The organism is Dokdonia sp. Dokd-P16, assembly GCF_003095655.1.
GTDB lineage: Bacteria > Bacteroidota > Bacteroidia > Flavobacteriales > Flavobacteriaceae > Dokdonia.
This window is the reverse complement of record NZ_CP029151.1, coordinates 41,892-60,873: the sequence shown is the minus strand read 5'-3', so window position 1 is coordinate 60,873 and position 18,982 is coordinate 41,892. Positions and strand designations below refer to the sequence as shown.

Here is an 18,982-nt window from a genome sequence, read left to right as displayed (position 1 = left end):
AGATCGTATTTAATTATAGCGATACTAATTAGTTGTTTCACATTTTCGCGAAAGCATAATTACCCATTATTAGTCATCCTTAGAACCTCCAAAGCTTACTTGTAGTAACATGGCTAGTCCCATTACGAGGGCGCATCCTACCACGTTGAGCCATAGATATGGGAATTCTATAATCTCAAAATGTATGAGTCCGTACACGATAATGATAATTACTTGCGTGATGAGTGCTGCTATGAACACGGCATTACTTTTTACAAATTTGATAAAGAATGCAAGTAAGAATATCCCTAGAATATTACCGTAAAAAATAGACCCTATGATGTTTACCAGCTGAATTAAGTTTTCAAAAAGGCTTGCCGTACAAGCCACAATTATGGCGAGCACACCCCACATGAGTGTAAAACCTTTTGTGCTGCGCACGTAATGTCTGTCTGTCATAGTTCCTTTATAATTACGTTTATAAAGATCTACAGCGGTAGTAGCGCCTAGCGCATTAAGTTCTGACGCAGTAGATGACATTGCAGCGCTCAGTATTACAGCAAGTAAGAGGCCTATTAGTCCGTTGGGAAGGTTGTTGAGTATAAAGTGGATAAAGACGTAATCTTTGTCATTATTTTCTACATCTGGAGCTGCTTTTGCAATGAGCACTTTACCTACAGATCTTATTTCCTTGTCAATACCTTCGTATTTATCTATTAAAGATTTTTGAGCTCCATTCTCTTCATAAATATCGAGTGTAGGATCTTTAGCATAATTAAAGGCAGCTTCTTTCTGGTTGTTTTGGTTTTGAGCGAGTTGTTGTTCTAGTGATTCAAATTCGCTTGCATAGATTGACGTTTTCACGGCTTCGGTAGCGGCAGGATTAAAGTGTAACGGTGCACTATTAAACTGATAAAAAACAAAAACCATCACTCCCACAAGAAGAATAAAGAACTGCATCGGGATTTTTAAGGCTCCGTTAAAGAGAAGACCCATTTGCATTTCCTTTACATTCTTTCCAGAAAGGTAGCGTTGCACCTGACTTTGATCTGTACCAAAGTAGGAAAGCATTAAAAAAGTTCCTCCTAATAAGCCTGTCCACACCGTGTATCTATTGCTTAAATCAAAAGAGAAATCTAACAGATTCATTTTTTCTCCAGCACCTGCGATACTCAAGGCATCTGTAAAACTGATGTCCTCCGGTAGTTTATCAAGAATGAGGTAAAAGGCAATTGCCATACCGGCAAAAATCACCGCCATTTGCTGCTTCTGAGTAATGCTAACTGCTTTTGTACCACCAGAAACGGTATAGATAATCACTACAATCCCTATAATAATATTGAGCATAGTGAGATCCCAACCCAATACTGCCGAGAGAATAATAGCTGGTGCATAAATAGTAATCCCTGCAGCGAGACTACGCTGTATTAAAAATAAAATAGCTGCGAGTGATCTCGTTTTTAAATCAAAACGACTTTCAAGATATTCATAGGCTGTAAAAACCTTTAGTCTGTGGTAGATAGGTATAAACACCAAGCAAATCACAATCATCGCAATGGGAAGCCCAAAATAAAACTGGACAAATCCCATACCGTCATAAAATCCTTGACCTGTGGTAGATAAAAAAGTGATGGCACTTGCTTGTGTAGCCATTACAGAAAGGCCTACCGTCCACCATTTTGAGGTATTACCACCTCTTATATATTCTTCTGCGTTCTTGCTTCCTTGTGTTTTATAGGTTCCATAAACAACTATAAAAATGAGCGTAAATGCTAGTACTGCCCAGTCTATTATTTCCATATTAAGAGAATGAGGTCATTAATAGATAAAACACGATAATGTAAGCTAGATTAACCAGCAGTACTATGGTGTACTTTTTTTTCCATGGGTATTTGGATACATTTTTCATTGCTTTATCTCGCTCTTTTCTTGCTTTCCTATACTTAGCATATTTGCAAATAATTTATAAGCTCCAGAAACTCCTGCAGGCAGTTCTCTAAAAAAGCTCAAGCCTGTATACATGTAATATCCGTCACCGTATGGAGCGACTAGCAAACTACCATCCTTTGCCGTTTCTCCTTTATCATTCATGGAGAGAATAGGAGTGTAGGCAGCATCCCACTTGTTTGGAAAATAAAGGCCACGTTCTTGCGTCCAGCCTTCAAAGTCCTTTTGAGTGAGCTTATTTGGGAAATTCATGATTGGGTGATTTTCGGCAAGGATTCTCACTTCGCTATTTTCATCGGTTACACGGTCTCTACTAAGTTGCATCTCATAAGGAGCTCCTATTTTTGTATCACCCCAGCGACCAGAGGTATTGTATTGTGCGATAAGTGTACCGCCGGACTTTACGTAATCGAGTAAAAGTGGCTGCTTTGCTTGCATCTCATCTACTACATTATAAGCTCTAATTCCCACAACCACTGCATCAAATTGTGCAAGCAGCTCTGGAGTGATAGTATTAGGTTCTATGATAGCAACTTGGTAGCCTATCTGTGCGAGATTATCTGGCACTGCATCTCCAGCTCCTTGAATGTAGCCTATATAATCCCCTTTACGCTCGATATCAAGTCGTACAATTTTTGCTTTGTTGGGCAAGAAGAGTGACTGTAATGGGATATGGGCATAGTCTATCGTTACAAGCTCCTCTGTGTACGTTTTATTTCCGGCGGTGACTATTGGTGTAAGATCACCTTCACTATCAGTATTAGGAGGCGTTACAGAAAACATAACTTGCTGTTCTGTACCTTTTGATGCGATGGATACGTTTACACTTTTTGGCGTGATTTTCCAGCCCTTAGGGGCATCGAGTGATACGGTACCGTTAAAATTATCTTGATGTGCTGTTACCGTTACAGGGATATTTTTTGATTCCGCTTTCGCGAAAATAATCACTTTCGAGTCTAGCTTTGATGAGACTGCTGGTACTATTTCAAAAGGTTCGTACACTTCACCTTTCACACGATCATTGTATTTAAAAACAATTGGTTTTTCTATCGAAATAGGTACTCCAGCAATGGTAAGATCAAACTTCACCGTGTTTTGTTGTGGAGTTTCTGGCTTTCCTATCATGGTAGGATCGTCTACACGGTACATTCCTAAAGTTCCTTCTTCACGTAACCAGTATGCAGAGGTGTCTTTAAAAGAGTCGTTTATGGTAACCGTTTTTTCTGTGGAAAGCGGGATGTTATTAATGAGCTTTTGATTTCCAGTAAGCTGCTGATCGCTTGATGTAACAACAGCGCTATTAAGAACTACTGACTGCTTACTTCTGTTTATAGCTTCGAGTTTTAGGGTTACTTCGCTTCCTAGAGTAGCATATCCAGTATTTGCAGCTGCTTCTAGGTAAATTCCTGCGCAGGCAGTGATGATATCTTGTAGTTCTTTAGATTTAATAGTTTTCCAGTGAGCATCGTCTAATTGTTGCACGAGTGCATATGCTTTAACTAGCTGAGGAATACTTTTTTCTGGAGCAGTAAAATCATAGTCGGCAACGACTTGATCTAATATTGTTTTAATGGCTTTACCTCCTTTTACACGTGTCCAAGTAGTATTAATTCCTTGAAAAACGTCGTTATTAGTTGGCATCTCACCGCGTAATAATTCAAAATAGGTGTCTTCTGTACCGCGGCTTCCCGTATTTCCAAATCCTTGAGACTTGTGCTGACTTCTACTAAGGGAAGAGATTTCTGTATTAGAAAGTCCTAGGCTAGGGTAGTAGGTACCTACGTCTACTTGAACCAATTTAGATTTATCTGCCTCATCAAATTTTTCTTTGCTTCCGTAAAACCACCAAGAGGTATTAAAAAACTGTCTGCTAGGCTTCCAGGTGTCTGTGTATTCTAACTGGTCTTTATATTTTGAGGCGTCACTAGCAAGGTCAAAAGCTTCTACAGAAAGCATCGCACTTGATGTATGATGACCATGTGTACTTCCCGGTGTTCTGTGATTAAAGCGGTTAATAATCACATCTGGTTTAAAAGTTCGTATTGCCCAGACTACATCTCCCAGCACTTCTTCCTTGTTCCAGATAGCGAGCGTTTCATCTGGGTGTTTTGAGTATCCAAAATCGTTTGCTCTTGTGAAGCGCTGTTCTCCACCATCTGTTGCTCGTGCAGCTAGTAGCTCATTAGTACGTATAACTCCAAGTAATTCGCGTAATTCTGGACCTATAATATTTTGACCACCATCACCTCTCGTAAGCGATAAATAGGCTGTTCTTGCCTTGACTGTGTTTGCAAAATAAGAGATAGCCGTAGTATTCTCGTCATCTGGATGTGCAGCGACGTAGAGTACTGAGCCAAGAAAGTTGAGTTTTTGAAGGTCTTGATATATTTCGCTAGCCGTAGGTTTAACAGGTTGAACGGTAATGCCTTGAGCATATATTTTCGCAAAAGCGAAGACAAATAAAAAGGCTAAAATCACATAGGATTTACGCATAATAATGAGGAGTTTGGTACTTCTCAAATATACCGATTATGAAAGGTAGCCTAAGTCCTTTAAGGTTTCTTTAACAATCTAAACCGCTTTATTAAAGGGATCATCCTCGTCCATTTGTTGGTTTTGCTCAAGGATATTTGTAGAGATTCCTTCTTCGACTAAGGTGATTCCCTTTTGTAGAATTAAACTGTTAGGGTAGGTGTGTAACCCTCCATCTGCAGTACGTAAATTAGTGTGAAAGGCCTTAATGTCCTCTATAATGGCAATAATAGGAAAGTCTTTATCATGAATTTTGATACGATCGCCTATTTTATATGGGAGTGTAAAAAATATGATTACTCCAGAGGTAAGATTACTTAGCACTGACCACTGTGCAAAAAATGCAACACCTATAATTGCAAAAACAGAGCTGGCAATTACACCAATATCTTTAATTTTAATTCCCCATATGAGGATACTTATGATGAACGCAATGATGAGCAAGAATGCATCAACATATTTCATAATAAGATTTGCACGCTTCTTTACTTTGTTTTTACGCTCAGAAAAACGACGGACAAAATATGATATAACAATTCGTAAAACGATAAGAATCCCGAGCGTAACTGCGCTATGAGTGATTTCTGGTCTAAATAAATACATCGATTATAACCATTTTTTACGTTTAAAATAAACAAGAGAGGCAACAAAAATAACAATCATGGCTCCCCAGAAATAATAGTACCCATCCTTGATAGCCAGTTCTGGTATGTGCTCAAAATTCATCCCATAAATCCCTGCAAGAAAGGTCATAGGTATAAAAATAGTAGCAATAATGGTAAGCACCTTCATCACCTCGTTCATGCGGTTTGCAATGTTTGTCGAGTTCATATCCATCAACCCAGCAATCGTGTCTCGGTATACCTCTACAGTCTCAATTACTTGAATTGTATGATCATATAAATCTCTTACAAATACCTGTGTTTTCTTAAGAACAAGATGGTTTTCTACTTTTTCAAGCTTGTTTACTACCTCTCTGAGTGGAAATATAGATCGTCTTACCTGTATCACCTCTTTTTTGAGAGTTTGAATTTCTTGAGAGTAATTTTGAGAGTTATCTGTGTATATTTTATCTTCAAGCTCTTCTATTTTATTACTCAATTGCTCGATAATAATAAAGTAATGGTCAATCACGGCATCCATAATTGCATAGGTAAGGTAGTCTGCTCCATTAGAGCGCACTCTGCCCTTTGCATGCCTTATACGTTCACGCACTCCGTCAAAAACGTCACCATCATATTCTTGTAAACATATCAGATAGGTCTTTCCTAAAATTAAGCTTATGTGCTCGACATTCAGCAGATTTTGATCATCATAATAGAGCATCTTAAAAACGATAAATAAGTGGTCGCTATACTCATCTAGTTTAGGTCGCTGGCTAGTATTTGCAACGTCTTCCATTACTAGTGGGTGCAATTTATAACGCTCTGCAATTTGTGTAAGAGCAACAGTATCACTTAGACCATTAATATTAATCCAGGTTACCGTTTTCTCGTCGGTATCTTTATGATATTCTTCTAGTCTGGCGAGCGTTTCTTCATCCAGATAGTCGTCGTTGTAATCAAAGACGTCAATACTTACAGCCTTTTGCGCTTTATTACCTGTATAGATTACGTGACCAGGAGCGTGAGAGAGTTTTTCTTTTACTGTCTCCCTAGTAATATTATTTCTCACTAAAGCGTTTACTTTTCTTTTAATTTTTTTTCTAATCATTATAAGCCAAGTTCTGTGCGTAATGCTTCGTCTTCTTTAGTTTTTTTACCCCAATATGCACTTTTAATTATTTTCATTTTTGTAGCTGTTGTGGTCATTTTCTCTCCGCCACGACCGTCTGGATATGACTCTTCCCATCCTTTAATCTGGTGAGGGAAATCACTAGAAAAACGTATAGTAAGCGTTCTGTCTAATGATGGATAATTAAGTATGTATGAGTTAGCAGTCAAGCTTCCTGTGACTTCATAAGCTTTTATAGGTGTATGCGTCATCGCTGCATAAGAAACATCTGGAATGCTTGTAAAACTTCCCGTAGGTAATAACGTAGGATCTATGCGCAATAGTGCCCATAGTTCATTTTCTAATACTGCTTTATCTAAGGTATATTTCTCATCTGCCCTGCTTTCAAAATAAGAGTGAATCTGCACCTCAAATTGATCTCTGTTATTGAGTTGTGTGTACGTATTACCACACCATTCTTGCATACTCTGCGAGACTTTAATAGCGTGCAACTCCTCATTTACTGGTAAAAATGTGCTACTCATGATGGAATACGGATAAATGCCCGTCACAAAATTTTTAGTAGCATTTAACTTGATAACAGGGATATTATTGTTGTCTTGGTTATCTGCTTTTACTTGTTTTTCTGGCAAAAAATCTTCAGTTACAAAAATGAGCGCTGCTGTTCCTTCCCTTAATTCGCCATAACGAGCTTGTTGCAACTCGTAGCTAGTGATTTCGGCAGTTCCAGCATACCAGTAGTCTTTCCACTCTTGTGAGGTGGAGCGCTGTGCTATTGGTGGCGTATTAAGGCTTGTAGCGGTATCCGCTTTCGCGAAAGCGGTATCCTTTTTATTATTGTTCTTACATCCAAAAATCATAGCAACAACGACTAAAGCGCTACCTATTAAGAATGTACTTCGATATGCTTGATGTTGTTTTGTGGATATAGACATGATATAGATTTTAATATTAAAATTACAGAAATACTATGAGTCTGCGAGCAGCATTAACGTTTCATATACTTTATGAAGTGGCATTCCCATGACATTGAAGTAAGAACCTTCTAAACTCGTCACTGCAATGTAGCCAAACCATTCTTGAATACCGTAACCGCCTGCCTTATCATACGGCTGGAAATTGTCTATATAATAGTCTATTTCTTCATCAGTAAGGTCTTTAAATGTCACTTTTGTAGTGTCATTAATAACTGTTTGTGCATTAGCAGTAGTAAATGCGACAGATGTGATTACCTCATGTGTACTACCAGAAAGCGCAGATATCATGGCATATGCTTCATCACGGTCCTCTGGTTTATTTAAAGCAACTCCGTTAAACCAAACAATCGTATCACTAGTAACAAGAATATCTTGTGCTTTCAAATTTGAAAATGCCGAAGCCTTGAGTCTAGCAAGATGATCTGTAATATCCGATCCTTCTAGCGCTTCTGGAAATATCTCATCTACAGGTTTGATATCTATAGTAAAGTCGAGTCCTAGTTCTTTAAAAAACTCCTGGCGTCTAGGAGATCCAGAGGCAAGTATGAGGTTGTGATTTTTAAGTTTTTCTTTAAGCATAGCGTTCTATAATTAGTATAAGTGGGAAAAGGAGAATGCCTAAAAGCATTATTCCTTTAAGTAGTCTAGCAATATATTTATAATCTGATGTTTTTTCTGCATTCCAGCATTGGGAGGCAACATACCCTAATGGTAGTATTGTAAATGCAAAAAGTACTACACTAATAAGTAATGACCCACCTGCAAATATAAATGTGAATAACGCACTATTAAACAACAACCCTAGTGCGATAAGAGCGCACAAAAGCATCGTGCGTTTACTGCCAATTATTATTGGTAATGTGCGATACTCCATGGCATAATCTCCATTTATGTCTTGTACGTCTTTTACAAGTTCTCGCAGTACGTTAATCATAAAGGCAAGTACCACAACAAAAGTGAATAGAGTATGACCTTCTTTTATAAGAATGCGTTCTATCCCAGACATCTCAAGAGCTTTGGCCTCAAACAACCATATAATGACAAGCGAAAAAGCAACCAGCCCACTAGTTACAACGTTTCCCAGTATAGGAATTCTTTGAAAGTATGAGTTGTAGGTATAGAGTGCTACACTCACTGCAATAAACAGCAATGAATACTCCCAACATCCTAAAATAAACGAACTGTAAATCCCTAAAATAATTCCTATGGTCCACAGTGAGATACAGTAGGTGTAAGCAGTTCGTAATGATATGTTATCAATTACATAAACTTCATTAGGCTTGTTGATACGATCTGCTTTAATATCAACAATATCGTTATGAATATATCCTGCAGCCGCTATACAAAGTGTAACAAAAGACAGTGTCGCAAATTCTAAAAAAGATAGCTGAGTACCAACATCTCTTAAATAACTCAAAGACAACTTTAAGATAAGTTGGCTTATAAAAATCATAAACAGATTAAAAGGTCTTATGATTTTTAAATATGCCACAAATCTATTGTTAGTGTGCCGAAGCATCCATTTCTTTCATCCAGTTGTTTTGCACTTTAAGCACTTGCTCAATTACATCACGTACGCAGCCATGACCACCTTTTTTATGAGAAATATAGCTAGATATTTCTTTGACTTCTTTTACGGCATCTTGAGGACAACAAGGTAATCCTACTTTTTTCATCACCGGAAAATCAGGAATGTCGTCGCCCATGTAGAGGATGTTTTCTAGGCGTATATTTTTCTTGTCTATATACGCTTGAAGATGTTCCATTTTGAGGTGTGCGCCTAGTGCAATATCTTCTATGCCCAGTTTTTGAAGTCTCGAGCGTACACCTTCGTCAGTACCACCGCTTATGATACATAGGTTGTATCCAGCTTCTAGCGCAGCCTTCATAGCATAGCCATCTTTTACATTCATGGTGCGATGCATATGCCCATTTGATGTAATGTGTAATGACCCGTCAGTAAGCACTCCGTCTACGTCAAATATAAATGTCGTAATCTGGTGTAGGTATTCTTTATAACTCTTTTCCATAGAAATGTGTAATCGCTTTAGTTATGTTTTTATAAACCGCTGTATGATCTGGATCAGTAAGCAATTTTATCTGTTGGTCAATCACCTGTTTGTCATCACGTTTTGCAGGACCTGTCTGACTATTTTTAGGTCCTTGTTGTAACGCTTTTTCGGTAGTTTTCTGTATGAGAGGATACAAGGTGTCAAAAGGAACACCGTGGACGTCACAGAGTTCTTGAGCAATGGTGTAACAGTGATTTGTAAAATTATTTGCAAATACTGCTGCAAGGTGCAGTTGCCTGCGCTGTTTGCTATTTATTACTTGTACATTATTTGATATGATGGCCGCCAGCGTCTTTAGCGTTTTTTCATCTTTCGGATCTTCGGCTTCTATGAGAATAGGAATCTCAGTAAAGTCTATCGATGTATCTTCTTTTGAAAAACTTTGCAGCGGATAAAAAACTCCTTTGTTATGCTTTCGCGAAAGCGTACTCATCGCAGTAAAGCCAGAGGTATGTACCACGAGGGAGTTGTCAAAGGGAATCTGCTCAGAGAAACTTTCAATCGCATCATCGCTTACAGCAATAATGGTAACATCTGCAGGCTTGAGATGATCTATTGAGACGGTTTCTCTCGCTATATTGTTAAAGTTTTCGAGCTTTTCAATAGAGCGACCTGCAACCTGCATGAGTATTGCTTGATTTTGCGAACCCAAAGCCTTGGCTAGATGCCAAGCTACATTACCAGTACCGACAATATTTACTTCAATCATAGATGCAAAAATAGGCTTTTTTAAATGTGCTCAGCTTTCATTTTTTATGAAGCGTCTCTCTAAGGTTTTTCGAGCCTCGTGGGTTATCTTTGCCCTCGGTAAAATTGGCCTATATTATGCAAAAGAAAATCGCCTCTATTTTATTCTCCACAAGACTGATGGGGATATTGTTTATAGCTTACTTTGTCGCAATGGCAGTAGGTACCTTTTTAGATCAAGGGCAAGAAACTTCTCCTACACCTTACTCCAGATATTGGATTTATGATGCATGGTGGTTTACACTAATCCACATCATGTTTGTGATCAACTTTGTAGGAAATATTTTTCGCTATAAGCTATTACGTAAAGAGAAGATAACCACGCTTATTTTTCACGCTTCCTTCATCATTATTTTAATTGGTGCCGGAATCACAAAATATATTAGTTATGAAGGGGTCATGCCTATAGAAGAAGGTGCGTCAGAAAGCTCTTTTATGAGTGAAAAAACCTATCTAGAAGTTTTTGTAGATGGAGAACGTGACGGAGAGCCTATGCGTCGACCGCTAGAAAAGGAGTTGTCATTATCGCCACGTCTTAATAACGATTTTTCTTGGACTGAGCGCTTTAATCATAGTTCTACAGATCGTAGTGATTATACAGATATTTCTTTCAACTTTAATAAATTTATTGATGGTGCAGAAGATGGTTTTGTAGAAGATGAAAACGGACTTTGGCATCTTAAGATTGTCGAAACAGGAACAGATAATCAACGTCATGAGCACTTCTTAGTAGAAGGGGAGCTCGTAAATATTCACAATGTGTTGTATGCTTTTAATAAGCCTACAGATGGTGCAATAAATATTGGTTTTGATGGAGAGAATTATACGTTTTCATCACCATTTGCGGGTGATGTAACTGTGATGGCAACACAAGCTAAAAGCGAAGTGCCAGAAGCTGTAGAGCAGCCACTTAAACTTAGAGCATTATACAACTTAGGAGGAAAACTTCTAGTTATTCCAGAGCCTGCAATACGTGGTCGTACAGGTATTGTCGCTAAGGAAGTGCCAGAAAAGAATCAAGAAGATGCCTTATTTGTGGATGTTACGGTTAAGGGTGAGACTAAAACTGTAGGTCTTTTAGGAGGTCGCGGTTATAGTAATGACAAGAAAAAAATTGAAGTAGGAGGTCATACGCTGTATCTATCTTATGGAAGTAAAGCGATGCCATTACCATTTGCTATAAAACTCAATGACTTCGTTGCAGAACGTTATCCTGGTACAGAAAACAGCTATGCATCTTTTGAGAGTAAGATAACTGTAGAAGATGCAGATGAGAATTTTGACTACGATATCTATATGAATAATGTACTCGATCATAAAGGTTTTCGCTTTTTTCAAGCTAGTTTCTTTCCAGATGAGAGTGGAACAATTCTTTCTGTAAGTCACGATTTTTGGGGTACTTGGGTTACATATATTGGGTACTTTTTACTCTATATCGGGATGATGTTGATTCTATTTGATAAGGGTTCACGTTTTGGCGAACTCAAAAAGCGTTTAGGAAAAATCAAGATTAAAAAATCAAAACTAGCTGCAGTGTTGTTGTTTTTCGCTTTCGCGAAAGCGGGATACGCACAAGACGATTTATCTAATAAAGCACCAGAAGTCTCAAACGGAAATGTAGAGGTGCGCGACACGATTGCTACAGACGGTGAGAATATTGAGGATATATTAGGTCTAGACGGACACAGCGAGGTAACGCATCAACAAACGATGCCTACCCAGGAGGAAATTAAGAAACTTATTGTTGAGAATGCAGTTCCTCTAGAGCATGCGCAAAAGTTTGGGAAACTTGTAATACAAGAAGATGGAGGGCGTATGATGCCTGTAAATACATTTTCTAGCATGCTTTTACGTAAGTTGAGTAGAAGCGATACGTATGAAGGTCTTACTGCAGATCAAGTAATGCTTTCCATGATTGAGAATCCGCAAATATGGACGTTTACTGAGCTTATCTACCTAAAAAAGGGTAATGACAGTCTGCGTAATATTGTAGGAGTGCCATCAGACAGAAAATACTTTAAACAGATGGACTTCTTCACTCCAGATTTTAAGTATAAGTTAGGACCATTTCTTGCAGATGCATATTCTGAAATTAATCAGACTAAGATTTCAAAGGAACTTACAGAAATGGATCAGCGTCTAGGGTTGCTAGATAGAACATTGGTAAAGGAGATTTTGAAAATTTTCCCTAAGCCAAACGATCCAAATAATAAGTGGATATCACCTATAGAAGTTAAAGATGCAGCATACAGAGCAACCGACTCGGTAATTGCAAATCAAATATTTCCTGCATACTTATTGAGCTTGCAAAAAGGAAGACAGTCTGGCGACTACTCTGATGCAGATAAAGTGCTTGCTGGGATAGAGAAATTCCAGCGTACGCATAGTAATGACATCATGCCTTCTAAAGAGAAAATAGATGCAGAGGTTTATTATAATGAACATGATGTATTTACAAAGCTATACTGGATGTATATGCTTGCAGCTGTGTTTATGATGATTTTTGTAATTGCTGCTATTTTCAATCCAAGTAAGTTTATTACGTTTATGGGTAAACTAGGAGCGGCAATTATAATAGTGCTATTTATAGTACATACTGGAGGTCTTATATGGCGTTGGTATATTGCAGGTCACGCACCTTGGAGTGATGCTTACGAGTCTGTACTTTATGTGGGGTGGGCAACAGTGTTCTTTGGTCTAGCCTTCGGAAAAGACAGTATGCTTACTATAGCTAGTACTGCATTTGTAGGAGCATTTATTTTATGGGCAGCATCATTAAACTGGATGAATCCAGAGATTGCCAATTTACAGGCGGTATTAAATAGTTACTGGCTTATGATTCACACAGCGGTAATTGTGGCGAGTTATGGTCCTTTTATACTTGGAGCCATTTTAGGTATTGTCTCTTTGTTCCTAATGATATTTACTACAGAGAAGAATAAAGAAAGAATGGATCTCAGTATTAAAGAGATAACTATCATAAATGAACTTGCACTTACCGTAGGTATGGTATTACTAGCCATAGGTACTTTCTTAGGAGGACAATGGGCAAATGAGAGTTGGGGCCGTTACTGGGGCTGGGACCCTAAGGAAACTTGGGCGCTTATTTCTCTTATTGTATATGCATTTGTCATACACATGAGACTTATACCAGGGCTAAGAGGAAGATGGTTGTTCAACTTTTCGTCTATTATCGCACTTGGGAGTATTCTCTTTACATGGTGGGGAGTAAACTACTATTTATCAGGACTTCACGCTTATCAAAGTGGTGGAGACATCGCAACTCAAAAGATATTTATTACCGTAGGAGTACTCTCAGTCTTAGGATTCTTCTCTTACAGAAAATATAGAAAGTTTTACGTGAGTAACAATAAAGCGTAGCAAAAAAACATTTGAAAATGAACTTTACAGCCATTAATTCTATCTTGAATTAATGGCTGTGATTTTTAGAGCAAGTATTAAGCTGCTATATACCTTACCTTATTGTGATGTTGTAACAGGAGCAAGCCGTGATTACTTGAGAAATATGCGGTCATTCTAAGCCGGGGGAGATGTAAGAAATTAAAGAGGAATAGAAGTTATAATAATTCCTTTATAGCCGGCTTTAGAAGGATATTTCCTTTAAATCTGTACCATCATCAAGGCCAAGTTTTGAGTAAAGGCTACTAGTCAATTGTTGTAGCCTATCATCAGATATGCTGTGCTTCAAGGCAATCATTTCATTACTAAGTCCCTTAGAAATATCATTTAAAATACGCACCTCCATATTCTCAAGACCGTATTGGTAAATGAGAGATTCCATGTAATTGTCATCTGCATCTTGTACGTTCTTGTAAGCGCTAAGCTCTTTCAACTCTTGAACTTGGAACATTAATTTTTGCTTCATCAATACTCCCTTTCTTTGAATGTCTTTAAAGGATACAAGTAGCAATATAGCAATAAGAGTGAAATTAAACGAAGCAGCTACGGCAACTTGCGCAGGTGTATAATGTATGAAGGATAGATTAAAAATGTGAAGAAGAAAATAGTCTGCTAGAAATAATATATTGATACTATAAACGCCTATAAGAATTAGTTTGCGAGCTCCTTTTGCAATCATGAGCATCAATATCCACATTAAAACAACGGTTGCGATGCATGTAATATCTACACCTATGAAACCAATTATGTTTTGGCTAATTAGATAAGTAATTAAAAATATAGTAGACAGCGTGCTCATAGCAAGCATAGCATATTTAATCCATATTTGATGCGGTCTTACTTGTAAGTAAAACATCATAAAACCTGTTCCCGAAACTCCTACTAGATAATGCCCAAATATTTCAAGAGATATAGAGATGTTATTTGTTATCCCAAAAAGATAAAGCACATTATCTTTTGTGAGAATACTTAAAAGGACGGCAAGTACTAAGAATGCAAAAAATAGAAACTGCGTATTTCTCACAATGAAGTAAAAAGTTAAAATTGCAGCTATAAGTGCTATCGCTGTTCCATAAAAGAAGCCAATACTTAGTAAGCTTCTTTTCTCTCTACTTGCAAAAGCGGATTCATCAGAGTGGTGAATAGGAAAGTATGCTTCTACTGGAAAATTTGCTTTGAGGTAAAGTGGGAATTCAAGATTTCTCTTGATTAAAAAATATGAAGGAAAGCGCGTATCCTTCATAATATTAAGTTCTTTGCCACTAGAATCGTATAATGCTAGATTATTGACATGAGAGGATTTTAGTTCGAGAATCTCTCTATCTGCAGTTATAGCATCTATCTTAAACCAGTAAATACCATTTTCTGTTCCTAGATTGTCTGAACTAGTAGAAGTGAAAGTAGCATTTTTCACTTCATCAATAGTAAGGCTTCCGTTTGTGTCTCTTAGGTAATTAATAGATTCAAATGGAGTGCCCGCACTGATGCATAGCAAAGCCAAAAGAACCATTAATATCTTCATTAGATCTAAAATTTAATAAACAATAATACGTTAAAACGCACTAAGTTACAACTTTGTCGGGTTCTTAGTGCATTTTAACGATATTTTATTGTATAAAAATTAGACCATATCTTCAGGACGTACCCATTCGTCAAATTCTTCGGCAGTTACATATCCTAGGTTGATAGCTTCTACTTTAAGTGTAGTTCCATTTTTGTGAGCAGTATTTGCAATCTCTGCTGCTTTATAGTAACCTATCTTAGTATTTAACGCTGTTACGAGCATCAAGGAATTGTCTAGAAGCTCTTTAATACGCTCATTGTTAGGCTCGATACCTGAAGCACAATGATCAGAAAATGATACACAAGCATCACCTATAAGTTGTGCAGACTGTAATAAGTTTGCAGCCATCATTGGTTTGAAAACATTCAGTTCATAATGTCCTTGCATACCTCCCACACTTATAGCAACGTCATTACCCATTACTTGGGCACAAACCATAGTTATGGCCTCACATTGCGTAGGATTTACCTTACCAGGCATTATAGATGATCCAGGCTCGTTTGCAGGGATCGAAATTTCTCCTATACTACTACGTGGTCCTGACGCTAGCATCCTAATGTCATTGGCAATTTTATTAAGAGATACTGCAAGTTGTTTGAGCGCTCCATGCGTTTCAACAATAGCATCGTGAGCAGCAAGTGCTTCAAATTTATTCTCGGCAGTGCGGAAAGGATGACCAGAGAAATCTGCCATATAAGAAGCTACAAGCTCAGAATATCCTTTAGGAGTATTAAGTCCAGTACCTACCGCTGTACCACCTAGTGCAAGCTCAGAAAGGTGGTCAAGCGTATTGTCTAGTGCTTTTAAACCATGATCAAGTTGTGATACATAACCAGAAAACTCTTGACCTAGTGTAAGTGGAGTAGCATCCATTAAGTGCGTACGTCCTATTTTAACAACGTCTTTAAAGGCTTCTGCTTTCGCTTTAAGCGTGTCTCTTAATTTACGTACTCCTGGAATTGTAGTCTCAACTACTTTTTTATATCCCGCGATATGCATTCCAGTTGGGAATGTATCATTAGAAGACTGTGATTTATTTACATCATCGTTAGGAGCGAGTGTTTTTTCACCTTCACCTATTACTTTTCCTGCAAGTTGGTGAGCACGATTTGCAATCACTTCGTTTACATTCATGTTACTTTGAGTACCAGAGCCTGTTTGCCAGATTACTAGTGGGAACTGGTCATCGTGCATTCCAGTAAGAATTTCATCACAAGCTTGTGCAATAAGATCTCTTTTTTCGGTAGAAAGGACACCTAGCTCACAGTTCGTGTAAGCAGCTGCTTTTTTAAGAATGGCAAAACCGTGTACAACCTCGATAGGCATAGATGCAGGAGCACCTATTTTAAAATTGTTTCTTGAGCGCTCTGTTTGAGCTCCCCATAATTTATCTGCGGGTACTTTTACCTCGCCCATCGTATCTTTCTCGATTCTATATTCCATAATTGAATGTGTTAAAATTGGTACACAAATTTAAACATTTGGCTTCATTTCACGTCGTTGATAAGCTGTCAATAAATGTGTTTTTTCTCTTGTGAAAAATAAATAATATCAACTATCTTTGCTTCAAACTAGAAAAGACACGATCCTATGTTCGATTTTGACCAATATTTAGGTTTTCTCGCATTCTTAACCATCCTTACTATAGGATTTTGGTTAATGATATTCCTTCTTACATTTGTAATCCCTTACTGGGTAGGAGGTTCATTTATTGAATTTATGAAAGAGAAAAGAGAAGAGCGCAAGCTTAAAAGAGAGCAAGAAAATAGTTAAGATATTTTTTACGCTTACGCGAAAATATATAAACCTTCAACATCATCTGTTGAAGGTTTTTTTATGCCATCATTTTAAATTACTCAAATACAGCGCAATTAATTAATCTTCAATAGTTTGTAAATTTCCGTTATATTTAAGATAAAATATAACCTTATGAAATACATAAAACTCATCGTCTTGCTATTCCCTGTATTATTAATAGCTCAAGTTAAAGCACTTGTGGGAGGAACGTTAATAGATGGATACGGAGCTACTCCCATAAAGAACAGTGTTATCATCATAGAAGGCGAGAAGATTACTGCTGTTGGAACCGTTGAAACATTAGCAATTCCTGAAGGGGCAGAAGTTATATCAACAGAAGGAATGTCTGTACTTCCAGGTTTATGGGATATGCATGTACATACGATGCTTAATGGTCATACAGATTATAAATATTGGGACGAGGTGTATCCACCGGTTTTAGGTAATATTATAATGCCTGCCTCTGCAGAGCAATTGTTAATGGCTGGAGTGACTAGCGCTCGAGATCTTGGAGGGCCATTAAAAGAAAGCATTGAAGTGAGAGATCGCATCAATAGGGGGGAAATTCCAGGGGCTACACTTTATGTGTCAGGACCATTTCTTCAAAAAAAGCCATATCCTGGCACAGAAGCCTTCCGCTGGGGAATTAATGGAGCAGACGATGCTCGCAGTAAAGTAAGGAAGCTAGCTAAAGCTGGAGTAGACTGTATTAAGTTAATTGATCAAGATCAAATGACTAAAGTGGAGTTACAAGCACTAGTAGATGAAGCTCACGCACAAAAGATTAAGGTAGTTGCTCATGGTCACAGACCACAAGAAATTATAATGGGTCTTGAAGCAGGAGCAGATTGTTTTGAACATACAGGGCTTTCTAGTGCTCCTAGATATCCAGAGAATGTAATGAAAGCAATAGAAGCAAGAACTGCACAGATGAACCTAGGACCGCTATTTTGGTGTCCTACAGTGGAGGGGCTATATAACTTTGAAGATGTAAGAGATAACGGAGAGCACCTAGACAATGATTCATGGCACCGAGGACTCAATGATACCATAATTGCAGATATTAAAAACAGTTTTAAACATAAAGACCGCTTACCTTATTTTCAACTTACACCAGCTAGAAAGCCAACATTAGAGACTAAAATTAATCAGCTTATTGATGCTGGTGTGGTCTTAATGGTCGGTACAGATAGCGGTATTCCTATGAAGTTCCACAGCCAGTCTACTTGGAATGAATTAGATGTTTGGGTAAATGAATTTGGTATTGACCCTATGTACGCCATTCGTGGTGCAACATACTGGCCATCACTTTGGATGGGTGTAGAAAAAGAAGTAGGTACAGTTACCGAAGGTAAATATGCAGATATCATAGCGGTAAAAGGTGATGTGCTTAGACACATCAGTTTATTACAAGACGTAGATATGATTATAAAACATGGTAAACGCTATAAATAATTTCTTTAAAAGTACGCTTACGCGAAAATATATAAACCTTCAACACAAGCTGTTGAAGGTTTTTTTATGCACCCTTGCTTCTGAATTTTAAATTTCCTTAGTTGCTAAAAGCAATATGATCTCTCAAGGTTGTAGATCTAATGCAATCTGCCTCTGAGGTATCACCAAATTCATCTACAAACTTTATGCATTGCATTCCATCTGGTAAGCAAGCTTCGCCAAAGGTAGTTTGTGAGGTGCACATGGTTGCTCCTGTGCTGTAAGTTCCTTTTTCATCTAGCTCTAAGGCAAAAGTCGACACGTAGTTATCGTTGCTAAATACTCGCAAGTACTTATTGTCTTCTACATCTATCACCTTTAAGGATGATGGCACAAGCTGTAAGCCGAGTGTCCGTGCTTTTGCTTGAAAAGCGTTTAAAAAGGAAACTTCAGAAACTGTAAATACAAAAGACTCTTTTTTTAGTACTCCTACTTCGGTAAGGCTTATTTCATCTACGCTAGGTAAATGGTCTGTACTAGCGTTAAATCTAAGGTTGTCGTCACAAGACGTAAGGAGCACAGCTGCGATTAAACAAGAAAACAAATACTTCTTCATAATACATTATACGTTAGTTTATAATTTACAAGCATTCGGTAAATGGGCTAAATTTATTCTAATTTTGAATTGGTGATTTTCTTTTCTAGTTAAATTTTTGAGGTGTTTTAGTTAATTTTTTTGGTTCACATTTTCGCGAAAGCGTATCCTTTACGCATAAAAA

The 18,982-nt window shown here is 37.7% G+C and carries 15 protein-coding genes; 3 read left to right on the top strand and 12 right to left on the bottom strand.

What is annotated here, in order from left to right:
- Positions 1 to 69 precede the first annotated feature (69 nt).
- The 9 genes from DCS32_RS00205 to DCS32_RS00165 all read right to left on the bottom strand — a co-directional run bounded on the left by DCS32_RS00205 (position 70) and on the right by DCS32_RS00165 (position 9,950).
- Positions 70 to 1,779 (bottom strand): sodium:solute symporter, encoded by a 1,710-nt coding sequence (locus tag DCS32_RS00205; RefSeq protein ID WP_108876468.1) that lies wholly within the window; start codon positions 1,777 to 1,779, stop codon positions 70 to 72.
- Positions 1,780 to 1,884: 105 nt separating this feature from the next.
- Positions 1,885 to 4,419 (bottom strand): PIG-L family deacetylase, encoded by a 2,535-nt coding sequence (locus tag DCS32_RS00200; RefSeq protein WP_108876467.1) that lies wholly within the window; start codon positions 4,417 to 4,419, stop codon positions 1,885 to 1,887.
- Between the two features lie 78 nt (positions 4,420 to 4,497).
- Positions 4,498 to 5,061: a mechanosensitive ion channel domain-containing protein gene (locus DCS32_RS00195; protein ID WP_108876466.1), complete on the bottom strand. Its 564-nt coding sequence runs from the start codon at positions 5,059 to 5,061 to the stop codon at positions 4,498 to 4,500.
- Positions 5,062 to 5,064: 3 nt separating this feature from the next.
- Positions 5,065 to 6,171 (bottom strand): magnesium/cobalt transporter CorA, encoded by a 1,107-nt coding sequence (gene corA / locus DCS32_RS00190; protein ID WP_108876465.1) that lies wholly within the window; start codon positions 6,169 to 6,171, stop codon positions 5,065 to 5,067.
- Positions 6,171 to 7,127, bottom strand: coding sequence for a septum formation inhibitor Maf (locus DCS32_RS00185; RefSeq protein WP_108876464.1), 957 nt, complete (start codon positions 7,125 to 7,127; stop codon positions 6,171 to 6,173). Before DCS32_RS00185 ends, corA begins: the two co-directional genes overlap by 1 nt.
- Positions 7,128 to 7,160: 33 nt before the next feature.
- A complete protein-coding gene (locus DCS32_RS00180; protein WP_108876463.1) occupies positions 7,161 to 7,748 on the bottom strand; it encodes a Maf-like protein in 588 nt (195 codons plus the stop codon).
- Positions 7,741 to 8,661 (bottom strand): geranylgeranylglycerol-phosphate geranylgeranyltransferase, encoded by a 921-nt coding sequence (locus tag DCS32_RS00175; protein ID WP_162533552.1) that lies wholly within the window; start codon positions 8,659 to 8,661, stop codon positions 7,741 to 7,743. The genes DCS32_RS00180 and DCS32_RS00175 overlap by 8 nt, the downstream gene beginning before the upstream one ends.
- Before the next feature lie 10 nt (positions 8,662 to 8,671).
- Positions 8,672 to 9,199, bottom strand: coding sequence for a KdsC family phosphatase (locus DCS32_RS00170; RefSeq protein ID WP_108876461.1), 528 nt, complete (start codon positions 9,197 to 9,199; stop codon positions 8,672 to 8,674).
- On the bottom strand, positions 9,183 to 9,950 hold the full coding sequence (locus DCS32_RS00165) for a Rossmann-like and DUF2520 domain-containing protein (RefSeq protein ID WP_108876460.1): 768 nt from the start codon (positions 9,948 to 9,950) through the stop codon (positions 9,183 to 9,185). The genes DCS32_RS00170 and DCS32_RS00165 overlap by 17 nt, the downstream gene beginning before the upstream one ends.
- 116 nt (positions 9,951 to 10,066) lie before the next feature.
- On the opposite strand from DCS32_RS00165, the gene ccsA reads away from it, so the two are divergent.
- Positions 10,067 to 13,369 (top strand): cytochrome c biogenesis protein CcsA, encoded by a 3,303-nt coding sequence (ccsA, locus tag DCS32_RS00160; RefSeq protein ID WP_108876459.1) that lies wholly within the window; start codon positions 10,067 to 10,069, stop codon positions 13,367 to 13,369.
- A gap of 223 nt (positions 13,370 to 13,592) precedes the next feature.
- On the opposite strand, the gene DCS32_RS00155 is transcribed toward ccsA, so the two are convergent.
- Positions 13,593 to 14,930: a 7TM-DISM domain-containing protein gene (locus DCS32_RS00155; protein ID WP_108876458.1), complete on the bottom strand. Its 1,338-nt coding sequence runs from the start codon at positions 14,928 to 14,930 to the stop codon at positions 13,593 to 13,595.
- Positions 14,931 to 15,029: 99 nt separating this feature from the next.
- Complete coding sequence (gene fumC, locus DCS32_RS00150) at positions 15,030 to 16,415, bottom strand: class II fumarate hydratase (protein ID WP_108876457.1); 1,386 nt, start codon at positions 16,413 to 16,415, stop codon at positions 15,030 to 15,032.
- 147 nt (positions 16,416 to 16,562) lie between these two features.
- Between fumC and DCS32_RS00145 the strand changes: the two genes are divergently transcribed.
- Both DCS32_RS00145 and DCS32_RS00140 read left to right on the top strand, forming a co-directional pair.
- Positions 16,563 to 16,745: a hypothetical protein gene (locus tag DCS32_RS00145; RefSeq protein WP_013751789.1), complete on the top strand. Its 183-nt coding sequence runs from the start codon at positions 16,563 to 16,565 to the stop codon at positions 16,743 to 16,745.
- Between the two features lie 156 nt (positions 16,746 to 16,901).
- The gene (locus DCS32_RS00140) at positions 16,902 to 18,224 is read left to right on the top strand and encodes an amidohydrolase family protein (protein ID WP_108876456.1); all 1,323 of its coding nucleotides are present in this window, start codon (positions 16,902 to 16,904) and stop codon (positions 18,222 to 18,224) included.
- A gap of 97 nt (positions 18,225 to 18,321) precedes the next feature.
- On the opposite strand, the gene DCS32_RS00135 is transcribed toward DCS32_RS00140, so the two are convergent.
- Positions 18,322 to 18,819 (bottom strand): hypothetical protein, encoded by a 498-nt coding sequence (locus DCS32_RS00135; protein ID WP_108876455.1) that lies wholly within the window; start codon positions 18,817 to 18,819, stop codon positions 18,322 to 18,324.
- Positions 18,820 to 18,982: the final 163 nt, after the last annotated feature.

What these genes read in the sequence shown, in the direction of transcription:
- DCS32_RS00205 (WP_108876468.1), bottom strand. Translation starts at nt 1,779, where the DNA reads ATGGAAATAATAGACTGGGCAGTACTAGCATTTACGCTCATTTTTATA.
- DCS32_RS00200 (WP_108876467.1), bottom strand. Translation starts at nt 4,419, where the DNA reads ATGCGTAAATCCTATGTGATTTTAGCCTTTTTATTTGTCTTCGCTTTT.
- DCS32_RS00195 (WP_108876466.1), bottom strand. Translation starts at nt 5,061, where the DNA reads ATGTATTTATTTAGACCAGAAATCACTCATAGCGCAGTTACGCTCGGG.
- corA (WP_108876465.1), bottom strand. Translation starts at nt 6,171, where the DNA reads ATGATTAGAAAAAAAATTAAAAGAAAAGTAAACGCTTTAGTGAGAAAT.
- DCS32_RS00185 (WP_108876464.1), bottom strand. Translation starts at nt 7,127, where the DNA reads ATGTCTATATCCACAAAACAACATCAAGCATATCGAAGTACATTCTTA.
- DCS32_RS00180 (WP_108876463.1), bottom strand. Translation starts at nt 7,748, where the DNA reads ATGCTTAAAGAAAAACTTAAAAATCACAACCTCATACTTGCCTCTGGA.
- DCS32_RS00170 (WP_108876461.1), bottom strand. Translation starts at nt 9,199, where the DNA reads ATGGAAAAGAGTTATAAAGAATACCTACACCAGATTACGACATTTATA.
- DCS32_RS00165 (WP_108876460.1), bottom strand. Translation starts at nt 9,950, where the DNA reads ATGATTGAAGTAAATATTGTCGGTACTGGTAATGTAGCTTGGCATCTA.
- ccsA (WP_108876459.1), top strand. Translation starts at nt 10,067, where the DNA reads ATGCAAAAGAAAATCGCCTCTATTTTATTCTCCACAAGACTGATGGGG.
- DCS32_RS00155 (WP_108876458.1), bottom strand. Translation starts at nt 14,930, where the DNA reads ATGAAGATATTAATGGTTCTTTTGGCTTTGCTATGCATCAGTGCGGGC.
- fumC (WP_108876457.1), bottom strand. Translation starts at nt 16,415, where the DNA reads ATGGAATATAGAATCGAGAAAGATACGATGGGCGAGGTAAAAGTACCC.
- DCS32_RS00145 (WP_013751789.1), top strand. Translation starts at nt 16,563, where the DNA reads ATGTTCGATTTTGACCAATATTTAGGTTTTCTCGCATTCTTAACCATC.
- DCS32_RS00140 (WP_108876456.1), top strand. Translation starts at nt 16,902, where the DNA reads ATGAAATACATAAAACTCATCGTCTTGCTATTCCCTGTATTATTAATA.
- DCS32_RS00135 (WP_108876455.1), bottom strand. Translation starts at nt 18,819, where the DNA reads ATGAAGAAGTATTTGTTTTCTTGTTTAATCGCAGCTGTGCTCCTTACG.